Annotated in this window: 9 protein-coding genes and 2 pseudogenes; 2 read left to right on the top strand and 9 right to left on the bottom strand. The window is 73.2% G+C overall.

Annotation, left to right across the window (positions count from 1 at the left end; translation table 11 throughout):
* Positions 1-500: 500 nt before the first annotated feature.
* The 3 genes and pseudogenes from F8271_RS25135 to F8271_RS25125 form a co-directional block, all read right to left on the bottom strand.
* Positions 501-1,985, bottom strand: a complete 1,485-nt coding sequence (locus tag F8271_RS25135; protein WP_151492296.1) for an aminotransferase class V-fold PLP-dependent enzyme — start codon at positions 1,983-1,985, stop codon at positions 501-503.
* Between the two features lie 27 nt (positions 1,986-2,012).
* A pseudogene (locus F8271_RS25130) lies at positions 2,013-3,310 on the bottom strand (MFS transporter).
* 11 nt (positions 3,311-3,321) lie between these two features.
* Positions 3,322-3,657 (bottom strand): MGMT family protein, encoded by a 336-nt coding sequence (locus F8271_RS25125; RefSeq protein WP_151492295.1) that lies wholly within the window; start codon positions 3,655-3,657, stop codon positions 3,322-3,324.
* 13 nt (positions 3,658-3,670) lie between these two features.
* Between F8271_RS25125 and proB the strand changes: the two genes are divergently transcribed.
* On the top strand, positions 3,671-4,828 hold the full coding sequence (gene proB / locus F8271_RS25120) for a glutamate 5-kinase (RefSeq protein WP_151492294.1): 1,158 nt from the start codon (positions 3,671-3,673) through the stop codon (positions 4,826-4,828).
* A 10-nt stretch (positions 4,829-4,838) separates the two neighbouring features.
* Complete coding sequence (locus F8271_RS25115; protein WP_151492293.1) at positions 4,839-6,080, top strand: glutamate-5-semialdehyde dehydrogenase; 1,242 nt, start codon at positions 4,839-4,841, stop codon at positions 6,078-6,080.
* Here F8271_RS25115 and F8271_RS25110 read toward each other — a convergent pair.
* The 6 genes and pseudogenes from F8271_RS25110 to F8271_RS25085 all read right to left on the bottom strand — a co-directional run.
* Positions 6,077-6,964: a prenyltransferase/squalene oxidase repeat-containing protein gene (locus tag F8271_RS25110; RefSeq protein WP_151492292.1), complete on the bottom strand. Its 888-nt coding sequence runs from the start codon at positions 6,962-6,964 to the stop codon at positions 6,077-6,079. The genes F8271_RS25115 and F8271_RS25110 overlap by 4 nt on opposite strands.
* A gap of 94 nt (positions 6,965-7,058) precedes the next feature.
* Entirely contained in the window at positions 7,059-8,240 is a 1,182-nt protein-coding gene (gene moeZ, locus F8271_RS25105; protein WP_151492291.1) for an adenylyltransferase/sulfurtransferase MoeZ, read from the bottom strand.
* Positions 8,241-8,348: 108 nt separating this feature from the next.
* Positions 8,349-9,086, bottom strand: a complete 738-nt coding sequence (locus tag F8271_RS25100; RefSeq protein WP_225854738.1) for a DUF3152 domain-containing protein — start codon at positions 9,084-9,086, stop codon at positions 8,349-8,351.
* Between the two features lie 162 nt (positions 9,087-9,248).
* Positions 9,249-10,091 (bottom strand): DUF3152 domain-containing protein, encoded by an 843-nt coding sequence (locus tag F8271_RS25095; protein WP_151492289.1) that lies wholly within the window; start codon positions 10,089-10,091, stop codon positions 9,249-9,251.
* Between the two features lie 5 nt (positions 10,092-10,096).
* Positions 10,097-11,071, bottom strand: coding sequence for an alpha/beta fold hydrolase (locus F8271_RS25090; protein ID WP_151492288.1), 975 nt, complete (start codon positions 11,069-11,071; stop codon positions 10,097-10,099).
* A 23-nt stretch (positions 11,072-11,094) separates the two neighbouring features.
* A pseudogene (locus tag F8271_RS25085) lies at positions 11,095-12,856 on the bottom strand (hypothetical protein); the annotation flags it as partial.

Below are 12,856 nucleotides of genomic sequence, written 5' to 3'. Positions count from 1 at the left end.
ATCTTTGTCCATTCCTAGTTAGCCGCCTTTGCAGTCAAATTTCGAAGTCTTCCTACACAACGGATGCGCGGGGCCGCCGGTTCAACCTCGATCGGGCCTGTCATCCGAACAGGGCTATCGCGTAGTCGGTTGGGGGGTGTCCGACCTGGGGGGTGGGGATGGGATCAGTGAGGTCAGGGTCCAAGTAGGACGGGTGCGACCCTTTGGTGATCATGGAGTTTACGAAGACCCATGACCCAGAACAGGACCGTACCCGGGCGCAGCAGCGAGTCGATGTCGACGAACATGCTCAGGACCGACACCGCACCACGCACCCTGGCTACCTTCCGTAACCTAGCTATCGGAACCAAACCGGCTCGCCGGACGCGCCAACATCGCCCACGCCCGCCATGACCTCCACGGCCGCGCTGAGGTCTTCACCGTCTACGGCATCTAGCAAACCCTTACCAAGTCGGACAGAAGGAGACAACGAAGGGGCACTGGGGGCGGAGCACCGTTGTTCAGTCGTCCACGCGCCATCTGGGGTGTTGCAGCAGGCCGACGAACTCGACCAGCAGCCGCTCGCGCACCGCGGGCGGTGCGGCGTCGAGCAGCGTGTTGACCACCGCCATCCGGTCCGGCGTCGGCGCGTCCCCAGCACCGAGACCGAGCCCGGCGGCGAGACCGGCGACCAGTTCGGGCGTGAGGGCGTCCGGGGTCAGCGACGTCGCCAGCGCGGTCAGTTCGGGCGGGAGGGAGACCGGACCGGCCGTCCGGGCGGCGGCCACCGCGTCGGCCAGGTCCGGCCCGAACTCGGCGACCCGCGGCGCGACCGAGGCGGTCACCGTGAGGTGCACGCTGGCCGGCAGACCGGCGTACGTGAGCTGGGGTTGGGTGTGCCAGCCGCGCGCGGTCAGCTCGTCGACCAGGACGAACAGGTCCGGGCCGCCCTCGGTGGCGGTGAAGCAGACCACCGTCGACTCCGGCTCGGCCATCAGCCGCAGCCCGTCGACGGCGCGGACGGCGTCGGCCAGGCCGGCGACCGCGTCCCGGGTGACGGCGGCCAGCCGCAGGTAGCCGTCGTCGCCGAGGTGCCGCACGGTGGCGTACGCGGCGGCGATTGGCCCGCCCGAGCGGGTGGACGCGATCACCGGGTTGATCATGGTGTAGCCGGGCCAGTCCGCGTACGCGAAGTACTGCGGGGCGCGCAGCGCGGCGTCGCGGTGCAGCAGCACCGACACCCCCTTCGGCGCGTACGCGTACTTGTGCAGGTCCACCGAGATGGAGGTGACGCCGGGCACCGCGAAGTCGAACGCCGGCACCGACTGCCCGAGGCGACGCAGGTAGGGCAGGGTCCAGCCACCGAAGCAGGCGTCCACGTGGCAGCGCGCCCCGGCCTCGGCCGCGGCCGCCGCGATCTCGGCGACCGGGTCCACCACCCCGTGCGCGTACGACGGCGCGGAGCAGGCCACGAGCACCGTGTCCGGCCCGATCGCGGCGGCCATCGCGGCCGGGTCGGGGCGCAGCGTGCCCGGGGACACCGGCACCACGTCCACCGCCACCCGCAGGTAGTGCGCCGCCTTCGCGAACGCGGCGTGCGCGGTCGACGGCACCACGATCCGGGGTGCGGCGATCTCCGGGTGGGCGTCCCGGGCCGTCTTGACGGCGAGGATCAGTGACTCGGTACCGCCGCTGGTGACGCTGCCGACGACGTCCGGTGCGGTGGTGCCGGGGCCGCCGCCGAGCACCCGGGCGGCGGCGCCGACAAGCGCGTTCTCCATCGCCAGCAGGGACGGAAACGCGGTCGGGTCGAGGCCGTTGACGTGGGCACTCTCCCGGTGCGCGGCAGCGGCCAACTCGTCGAGCCCCGGCACCGCCGGGTCGTACACGTACGCGAACAGCCGACCCCCGTGCGTGGGCCGGTCCCCAGACCGAAGCCCCCGAACCTCGGAAAGCGCAACGTCAGCGGCAACCCCGGAAGGTAGAACCCTGCTCTCGTCGATCATGAAGTTATGGTGCCCTTCTCGTGACGGTCAACGGCTTTCGTCCCCCACCACAACTCCATGATCGACCGGTCCGTCGGGCGTGGGGGCGCTCGTCGCGGCGGCCAGGGCTGCGGGGGTCAGGGTGTAGCGGCGCAGCAGGAGGATCGGGGGTGTGATCAGGAGCGCGGGGAGGACGGTGAAGCCCAACAGGACCCCCAGGCGGGCGCCGTCGGACTGGGCGGCGGCCGTGCCCGTGTCGGATGACACGTAACCGGAGAGCTGGAGCACCACGCCGTAGATGCCCGGGCCGAGCGCCAGGCCGAGCGTCTCCCCGGCAACGCCACCACCAGATAGACGGCGACCGACGGCAGCACCGGCGCGGCGACCAGCACGAACGCCCCGGCACCGAAGAACAGCGAGGCGGCGACCAGCCCGGTCCGCTTGCCCAGTCGGGCACCGACCCGGCTCCAGATCGGCATCACCAGCAGCGCCGGCCCAACGAAGCAGGCGAAGAGCAGGGTCGGGCCGATCTTCTCGCCGCGCAGGATCTGCCCGGCGAAGTAGTTGACCCCGGCCAGGATGGTCGCCACCCCGGCGGACTGCACGACGAAGCAGATCAGCAGCGCCCGGAACGGCCGGTTGGCGCCGGCCACCGCGAGTTGGGCGCGCAGGGTCGGCTCGCTGCCGCCCACCGTGCCGGACGGCGCGGAACGGGTGCCGACGAACGCGCCGACGGCACCGAGAGCGATGAGCGCCGCCACGAACACGCCCAACCAACGGTGCCCGGCCAGGCCGTCGCCACCGGCGGTCACCACCAGCGGGGCGATCGCGCCGGAGACCAGGATGGTCAACGCCAGCACGGCGATCCGCCAGGTCATCAGGCGGGTGCGTTCGGCGTAGTCGTCGGTCAGCTCCGCCGGCATGGCCACGTACGGCACCTGGAAGAAGGCGAACGCGGTGGCGGTGGCGAGGAAGGCCAGCGCCACGTACGCCGCGGCACCCGCGCCGTGACCAAACGGGGCGGCGAAGATGGCGGCGAAGAGCACGGCGAGCGCGAGACCGGCGACGAGCAGGTACGGCCGGCGGGCGCCCCAGCGCGACCGGGTGCGGTCGGAGATCCGCCCCGCGACGGGGTTGACCAGCACGTCCCATGCCTTCGGCAGCAGGACGAGCAGGGCGGCCAGCCCGGCGGCGACGCCCAGCGTGTCGGTCAGGTACGGCAGCAGCAGCAGACCGGGCACGGTGCCGAACGCGCCGGTGGCCAGGGATCCGAGCGCGTATCCGGCGTGCACCGTCCGGGGCAGCGGACCGGTGGTCGACGAGCCGGTGCCGGGCGGCGTTTTCATGGGGCTGAACGTTACTCACGTTTTTCTGGAGGCCACATCCCCTCATCAGGCGACCAACCCGCGGCCGCGATGTCCACCCCCGCACCGCGCAGCGGCACCCCCTCGGCACGCAGACGGGCCTGCGCCTCCCGCTCATGCCCCGGGGGCAGCCGGCCGCTCGCGGTCACCACCCGGTGCCAGGGCACCGAGCCACCGTGCTGCGCCATAATGGCACCCACCAACCGGGCCGACGCGCGCCCCGAGCACTCGGCCAGGGCGTCGGCCACCGCGCCGTACGACATCACCCGACCCTCCGGGATCCGCTCGACCAGGTCGAGCACCGCCTCGACGTACTCGTCAGGAGTCACAATCGGCCACCATATGGGAACGCCACCGGGCGCTGCGGCCGTGACCGCGCAGAATGGGCGGGTGCGCGACGCAGTCACGGCGGCCCGGCGGGTCGTCGTCAAGATCGGTTCCTCCTCGTTGACCACCGCCACCGGCGGGCTGGCCGACGAGCGGGTCGACGCGCTCGTCGACACCCTCGGGCGGCTCACCGCCGAGGGACGCGAGGTGGTGCTGGTGTCCTCCGGCGCGATCGCCGCCGGCCTGGCCCCGCTCGGGCTGACCCGACGCCCGCGCGACCTGGCCACCCAGCAGGCCGCCGCCAGCGTCGGGCAGGGCCTCCTGATCGGCCGGTACGCGGCCAGCTTCGCCCGGCACGGTCGCACCGTCGGGCAGGTGCTGCTCACCGTCGACGACGTGACCCGGCGCGCGCACTACCGCAACGCGTACCGGACCCTGCGCAAGCTGCTCGACCTGCGCGCGGTGCCGATCGTCAACGAGAACGACACAGTGGCCACCGAGGAGATCCGCTTCGGCGACAACGACCGGCTGGCCGCCCTGGTGGCCGCCCTGGTGCACGCCGACCTGCTGGTGCTCCTCTCCGACGTGGACGCCCTCTGGACCGGGGACCCGAGCCGAGCGCACTCCACCCGCATCGCCGAGGTCCGCAGCGACGCCGACCTCGCCGGAATCACCATCGGCGGGGCCGGCCGCTCCGGCGTCGGCACCGGCGGCATGGTGACCAAGGTGGAGGCCGCCCGGATCGCCACCGGCTTCGGCATCCCGGTGGTGCTCACCGCCGCCGACCTGGCCGCACCGGCATTGGCGGGTGAGCCGGTCGGCACGCTGTTCCATCCGCAGCGGAAACGCCCCACCGCCCGACTGTTCTGGCTCGCCCACGCCACCTCACCCCGAGGTCGGCTGCACCTCGACCCGGGCGCGGTGGCCGCCGTCGTCGGGCGGCGCAAGTCGCTGCTGCCCGCCGGCATCACCGCCGTGGACGGCACGTTCACCGCCGGCGACCCGGTGGACCTGGTGGACACGGCCGGCGCGTCGGTCGCCCGAGGGCTGGTCAACTACGACGCGGTGGAACTGCCCGGGCTACTCGGTCGCTCCACCTCCGAACTCGCCGCGGCGCTCGGCCCGGCGTACGAACGGGAGGTCGTTCACCGCGACGACCTGGTACTGCTCTAAGGAGTCGATGATGAGCGTGACCGAGCAGGCGCGACGGGCGCGGGACGCCGCCGCCGACCTGGCCGTGGCGACCCGTACGGTCAAGGACGCCGCGCTGGCCGCGATGGCCGACGCGCTGGTGGCGCGTACCCCGGAGATCCTGACCGCGAACGAGGCGGACCTGGCGGCCGGCCGGGAGGCCGGGCTGAGCGCGGCCGTGCTGGACCGGCTCGCCCTCGACCAGGGCCGGGTGGCCGGCATCGCCGACGCGCTGCGCCAGATGGCCGCGCTGCCCGACCCGGTCGGCGAGGTGGTACGCGGCTCGACCCTGCCCAACGGCCTGGAGCTGCGGCAGATCCGGGTGCCGTTCGGGGTGGTCGGCATCATCTACGAGGCGCGCCCGAACGTGACCGTGGACGCCGCCGGGATCTGCCTCAAGTCCGGCAACGCGGCACTGCTGCGCGGGTCGTCCTCCGCCGCGCACTCCAACGCCGCGCTGGTCGCGGTGCTGCGTGACGCGATCACCGGGGCCGGGCTGCCGGCCGACGCGGTGCAGCTGCTCGACGCCAGCTCCCGCGAGTCGGTCAAGGAGCTGATGCGTGCCCGAGGGCTGGTCGACGTGCTCATCCCGCGCGGCGGCGCGTCGCTGATCCGTACCGTCGTCGAGGAGTCGACCGTGCCGGTGATCGAGACCGGGGTGGGCAACTGCCACGTGTACGTGGACGCCGCCGCCGACGTGGCCCAGGCCGTCGCGGTGACGCTGAACGCCAAGACGCAGCGCCTGTCCACCTGCAACACGGCCGAGTCGCTACTGGTGCACGCCGACGTCGCCGACGCGTTTCTGCCGGCCGTGCTGGCCGCGTTCGCCGAGGCGGGAGTGACCGTGCACGGCTCCCCCGAGGTGGCCGCCTACTCGGCCGCGGTGGTCCCGGCCACCGAGGAGGACTTCGCCACCGAGTACCTGTCGGCGGACATCTCCGTCGCGGTCGTCGAGTCGCTGGACGCGGCGGTCGCGCACATCCGGCGCTACGGCACCGGGCACACCGAGGCGATCCTCACCGACTCGGCGAGTGCGGTCCGGGAGTTCGTCGCCCGGGTGGACGCGGCGGCGGTGATGGTGAACGCCTCGACCCGGTTCACCGACGGCGGTGAGTTCGGCTTCGGCGCGGAGATCGGCATCTCCACGCAGAAGCTGCACGCCCGCGGCCCGATGGGTCTGCCCGAGCTGACCAGCACCAAGTACGTAGTCACCGGCAACGGGCAGGTGCGCTAGGCGGACGCCGTCGGGCGGCAGGCCCGGATCGCGGACAGGGTGGCGTGTACGTCGAACTGGTGGCCGTCCTCGCTCTCCCAACCGCCGTCGCTGCGCTGGGTCTCGGCCAGCCGGCGAAGCGCCCGCACCATGATCCAGTCTTGCGCGTCGATGCCGACCCGACGCAGCGTGGCCGCCAGCCAGGCCACGTCACCCGGGGACATCTTGGGCATCCGATCGACGAGCACCACCTGGATCCGCGCCGACTCGTGGAACATGTCCTGCCGGTGCAGCACCGCCGCGCTCAGCCAGCCGGCGGCGAGGAACGACGGCCAACTGCCGTCCGGCCGTAGCCGCGCGGCGAGCGAGTGGGCAGCCGCCTGGACGACACCGGCGTACGCCCCGCCGACCCGGTGGTCGAGCGGCCCCGAGGCGCGCGCGTCCAGGCCGGCAACGGTGAGCCAGAAGCCCGCGTTGGCGGTGACGAAGAGCTTGGCCTCCGGGTCACCGGGGCGGGCCCACTCCGGCGCGGAGCCGGCCAGCGAGATGTCCTCGTCCCAGCCGCCGTCGGCCTGCTGCCGGGACGCCAGCCAGTCCAGTGCCCGACGGGCGGCGGGACGCCCGAGCGCGCCCAGGTCGTCCAGCTCGGCGAGCCGGAAGCAGGTGGCGTCGATCGAGGCGACCTCGCCACCCCAGCTCGCCGGCCAGCCGCCGTCGGGCGACTGGCCGACCTCGGCCGTCTCCAACACCTCGGCGGGCACCGGGGTGCCGTTGCGTAGCCAGGAGAGACGGGCGCGTTCCACCGCGTCCCCATGCGCCACGACGAACCCGATCGCGGCATCCAAGTCGACCACGGCGGGAACGCTACCTGCGAAGACGCGATCCCGCCTCGGGGAATCGGCCAGCCGGAAATGGCTGCGTCGCTCCGTGCGCAGGGCTGCTCGGCGTTGCGTGCGCCGACTTGCCGGGGCGGCGGGGTCGGCCGCCCCGGCAAGTCGGTCAGTACGCGGGCAGCGCCGGGTCGATCTGCTTGATCCAGGACAGCACGCCGCCCTGCACGTGCACGGCGTCCCGGAAACCGGCCGCCTTGAGCGCGGCGAGCGCCTCCGCCGAGCGGACGCCGGACTTGCAGTGCAGCACGATCTGCCGGTCCTGCGGGAGCTGCGCGAGCGCCTCGCCGGAGATGATGTCGCCCTTGGGGATGAGGGTCGAGCCGGGGATCCGGACGATCTCGTACTCGGCCGGCTCCCGGACGTCGACGAGGAAGAACTCCTTACCGGCGTCCTGCCACTCCTTCAGCTCCAGCGCGGTGATGGTCGAGTCGACCACCGCCTCCTGGGCCTCCACCGAGACCGCGCCGCAGAAGTCCTCGTAGTCTTCGAGCAGGTCGGTGACCGTCGGGTTGTCGCCGCAGAGCACGCAGTTCGGGTCCTTCCGAACCTTGATCTTGCGGTACTCCATCTCCAGGGCGTCGTACACCATCAGGCGGCCGACCAGCGGCTCACCGATGCCGGTGAGCAGCTTGATCGCCTCGTTCACCTGGATGGAGCCGATCGACGCGCAGAGCACACCGAGCACGCCGCCCTCGGCGCAGGACGGGACCATGCCGGGCGGCGGCGGCTCCGGGTAGAGGCAGCGGTAGCAGGGGCCGTGCTCGGCCCAGAACACCGACGCCTGGCCGTCGAAGCGGTAGATCGAACCCCAGACGTACGGCTTGCCGAGCAGCACCGCCGCGTCGTTGACCAGGTACCGGGTGGCGAAGTTGTCGGTGCCGTCGACGATCAGGTCGTACTGGGCGAAGATCTCGCGGACGTTCTCCCGGTCCAACGCGGTGTTGTGGATCTCCACGTTGACGAGCGGGTTGATCTCGCGAATCGACGCGGCGGCGGACTCGGCCTTGGACCGGCCGATGTCGGACACGCCGTGGATGATCTGACGCTGAAGGTTGGACTCGTCGACGGTGTCGAAGTCGATGATGCCGAGCGTGCCGACGCCGGCTGCGGCGAGATACATCAGAGCGGGAGACCCGAGGCCACCGGCGCCGACACAGAGCACCCGGGCGTTCTTCAGCCGCTTCTGCCCGGCCACCCCGACGTCCGGGATGATCAGGTGGCGTGAGTAGCGGCGGATCTCGTCAACGGTCAGCTCGGCGGCGGGCTCGACGAGCGGGGGCAACGACACGGTGGACTCCCCGGGATCGGCGGTGTGAACCGCGCCATTGTTGCTCGCCGGGGGCCCGCTCGGCCATGAGGGAGGACACGTGGTCCGCGATGCGGGAGCGGGAATAACTCAGGGGACGATGTCCCCCGAGTAACGGCGGCCGTCGACGTAGGGCCAGGCGTTGGCGACGCAGCCCTGCAGGCCGTACGTCTGCTGCTGCATGACCGGCGCCGACTCGCCCGGACCCGGGCAGGCCTCGTGCTGCTCGCCGAACTCGTGGCCCACCTCGTGGTTGATCACGTAGGTGCGGTAGGTGTCCAGCGGGGCACCGTAGTCGGGGACCGCCTCCATCCAGCGCGCCAGGTTGATGATGACCTGGCCGGGCAGCCGACAGGAGGTGTAGCGCTCGGTGGTCAGCCCGCCCTCGGCGCACATCCGCTCGGAGGTGACCGGGGTGGCCAGGTAGATGGTGAAGTCGGCGGCCCCCGCGTCGGCCACCCGTTGCACCCGCAGCTCGCCGGAGGCGATCCAGCTACGCGGATCGGCCAGCACCTCGTCCACCCGCGCGGCGAACGTGTCGACGTCCTGGCCGGTGCCGCGTTCGACCGCCACCCGGTAGCGGTGCAGCGGCCCGTCCTCGCCGTACACGCCGGTTCCGCCGTCGGCGGCGGTGAACCGTCCCGCGCCGACCGACGGGTAGCTGCTGGGCACCGGGTGGGCGCCCCCACCGCCGTGCCCCATCCCGCCCTCGGTGGCGGCGGGCGGCACCTCGGCCGGCGGTTCACCGCCCCGGGTGAGGGTCACCCCGACGGCGGTGGCGAGCACCAGCACGCCGAGCAGCAGGGTACGGCGACGACGCCGACGCATGCGGACGAGAGTGGGACGCGCGTGCTGGTACGCCGGCGGGCCCGACGGGTCGGGTGGTTGGGGCGGGCCGTAAGGGGACGACGGCGTCATGACGTCCAGCGTGCCAGATTATTCGGGCATTCCGCTTCTTTTACCGCTATTAACGCAATGCGCCCTGGATGTTCAGAGCGGCGGACCGGCGTAACGACGCCCGTCCAGGTACGGCCACGGGTTGACCCGACACCCGTTCAGGAAGAGCGTCTGCTGCATCATCACCGGCGCCGGCCGACCCGAACCGGGGCAGCCCTCGTGTCGATGCCCCAGCTGGTGACCCACCTCGTGGTTCACCACGTACGTCCGGTACACCGACAGCGGCACACCGGCCGAGACGTAGTGCGGCACCGACAACCGCCACCGGTCCAGGTTGATGATCACCTGACCGGGCGCCCGGCAGGAGGTGTACGGACGACCATCGATCCGGATGTCCACCCCACCCTCGACGCACATCCGACCCGCGGTACGGGCCGTGGCCAGATAGACGGTGAAATCGCGCGGAGCGCTGCCCGGCACCTGCTGCAACCGCAGCTGGCCGCTGTCCACCCAGCTGCCCGGCCCGGCGAGCGCCGTCTCGACCGCCGCACCGAACCCGGCGGCGTCCTCGGCACTGCCCGACTCCACCGCCACCCGGTAACGCCGCAGCTCACCCGCCCGACCCAGCACCGGGCCGGAGCGGTCGTCGTAGCCGAACCGGCCGGTGCCCGCGCTCGGCACCGCCCCGGGCAGCCGCAGCACCGGGGGCGCACTCGGCGACGCCGAGGGCGAGAGCGACGGCTCGACCGACGACGGCAGCGGCGCGGCCACCAGCGGCGCCACGCTCGGGATCTCGTCGGCGGCCAGCCGATCCGCGGCGGGACGACCACCCGGCCCCTCGGCGATCACGCTCACCACCGCACCGATGGCCAACCCCACCGCCACCAGCTGGGCGAACAGGGCGAAGCGTCGCTGACGGCGGAAGGACCTGGGCATCCGGCTCAGCCTGCCAGATCAGACCGCCCGACGGCGTCCTCCGTTTCGGTGAGCAGACCCACCACCGCCCGGGCGACCAGCCGGGGCACCTCCAACTGCGCCACATGACCGACGCCGTCGAGCATCAGCAGCCGGCTGTCCGGGATGACCCGGGCGGTCTGCGGCGCGACCCGGACGTCGACCAGCCGGTCCTGCCGACCGCCCACCACCAGCGTCGGCGCCCGCACCGACCCGGCAAGTCGCCACAGCGACCCCGACCCCGGAAGGTACGCCCGCAGAAAGCTGGAGACCAGCCCACGGAACGTCCGGACGTACGCGGCGGCGTAGTGCTCCGCCTCGTAGCGCACCCGGATCTCCTCCAACGCCTCGGCCCGCCGCTGCTCGCAGATCCGGCTGAGGTCGGCCACGCAGGCCTCCAACACCTGCTCGGCCATCACCTCGGGGGCGAGCTGGGTGAGCCGCCGGGCGACCAGCCGCTCACCCCCGGGAATGGCCAGCACCGGCAGCATCCGACCCTGCAGCGAGCGGCGGAAGTCGAGGAACGGCAGCGCCGGAGAGATCAGGGTGAGGGTGCGCACCAGGTCGGGGCGCAGCCCCGCCACCTGGACGGCGACCGCACCGCCCAACGAGTTGCCGAACAGGTGCACCGGCCCCCGATCGGAGTGCTCGATCCAGCGGACGACCAGGTCGGCGAAGGCGGGGATCGTGTAACGGCGACCCGGCTCGCTGCGGCCGAAGCCGGGCAGGTCGATCGCCTGACCGTCGAGCCGGTCGGACAGCAGCCCGGCCAGGTCCGTCCAGTTCTGCGAGGAGCCGCCCAGCCCGTGCACGTACAACGCGGGCTCGGCACCGGCGGCGGTGGCCGGAGTGTCCCGCACGTACGTGACCGACCTGCCGAGACGGACCTCCCGCCCCGGCCACGGCGGCGGAATCCGGTGCTCCGGGAGGAGTTCATCCGGCGAGAGGATGGCGCGTTTCATCGTTCCAGTCTGCCCCGGACCACTCAGGACAGCAGCGCCTCCAGCCGACGGTTGACCGCCGCCAGCGTCGCCCGGACCACCGCCTGCCGCGGATCACCGGCGACCAGCGCCGAACCGGCGAGCTGCTCGACCCACCCCTCGCAGACCAGCAGCACCACCACTGTCGCCACCTCGCAGTTGCCGAACGGCACCACGGCCGCGTGCTCGACGAAACAGCGCCCCCGCTCGGCATTCTCGGCACCACGCAGCAACTCGTCCACGGCGGCGGCCGCGGCCACCGCGCAGAGCCTCAGCACGTAGCCGTCCACCGCCGGCCCGGTCGCGTACCCGGAGGCCGTCTCGCCGCCGGCCAGCAGCCGGACCTCCACGTTCGCGTCCAGCCCGAACGTGCTGACCTGCACGTGGTCGATCACCACCCGCGGACCCGGCGCGCCGCCGGTGTCCAGCGGTCGCGACGGTGCCGACTCCGTCGTGGTCACCTGACCACCGGAGTACGACGTACCCAGCGTCGCCGGGCTGCCGGTGGCGGCGCCGGCGGGCGCGGCCGAGACCGAACCCGGCTCCTCCACCGTGGCACGACCCCGGTGCGGTGCGTTCGACCGGCGCCGACGGGACGCGTCGCCGGGCGGAGCATCGAACCGTCCGCCCACGGTCGGCTCGGCGGCACGCATCTCCCCGGTTCGCGGCTCCGCGCCGGCGTCCCGCGTCTCCGGGGAACGCCGCTCGACAGCACGCGGCTCGGCAGCACGGCGGCGGGCCGGCGGGGCTGGCGTGCTGGGCAGGCCGGGCAGGTTCTGTGGGGCGGCGGCCAGACCCATCCGCTCCTGGAGCAGCCGGGCGACCTGTCGGCTCACCTCGGCCGGGTCGGCACCGTCGGCCAGGTCCAGCCGGAGGCTGTGCGCACCCGCCGGCGTACGCCGCAGCGCCGCGTCCCGGACGCCGGCCACCTCCCGAACAGCGTCCAGGATGGCGTTGACGTCGAACCCCTCGGGGCGCTCCCGCAGGGGTGCGGGTTCGTCGTCGCGGCGCAGGTGGGTGGCGATACGTGCGAGTTCCGGGGTTTCGGCGGGGGGCTCCACGGTGGGCGGCTCCGGCACGACGGGCACGTCCGGTTCCGCGGGGACGCGCTGCGGCAGCACCGCCGGCGTCGTTTCGGCACGACCACCGGTGTCCGCCGGCTCGGCCGGTGACGCCGGATCGGGGGCGGATCGGCGTGCCGCGTAGGGAGGGGCGGACACGGGTGAGGGCCGGTCACGGCGTCCGCCCCCGCTCGTGGCGGAGGGTGGGACGGCGCCGGAGGTCGGTGCGGCGCGGGTCTGCTCGGGCGGCTCGGGGCTCGCCGGGCGCAGTCGGAAGGGTGCGGCGGACCGGGGCTCGGGTCGCGGCGGAGCGGGCTGCTCGCCCGCCTCGTTCGCCCGGGGCGCGCTCGCCGGCCAGGCCGGAGGCTCGCCCTGGGACGCGGGAATGCGCCCCTCGGACCAGTCGGGCCGCTCGGCTCGCTGCGGAGTGCCGGGCGAGGCCGCCGACGACCCACCGGTCCAGGAGGGCCGTTCCGCCACCAGGGCCGGTCCGGCCGGAGCCGGTGGCGGCACGACCGGCGTCGGTGGCACGTCGGCCGGAACCATCGGCGCCGCTGCCGGTTCGGCAGGTGCCGCATCGGTCGCCGGCGGGCGGACCCAGGCCGGCCGGTCACCGGTGCGTGCGCCGGTCGCCGCCGGGTCAGGTCGACTTGCCCAGGACGGACGCGACGGCGCACCACTCGTCGGCGCCGGATCAGCACCACCG

The organism is Micromonospora sp. ALFpr18c, from assembly GCF_008868155.1.
Lineage (GTDB): Bacteria > Actinomycetota > Actinomycetes > Mycobacteriales > Micromonosporaceae > Micromonospora.
Note: the sequence above shows the minus strand (reverse complement) of the source record. Positions and strands in the feature narration are given on the sequence as shown.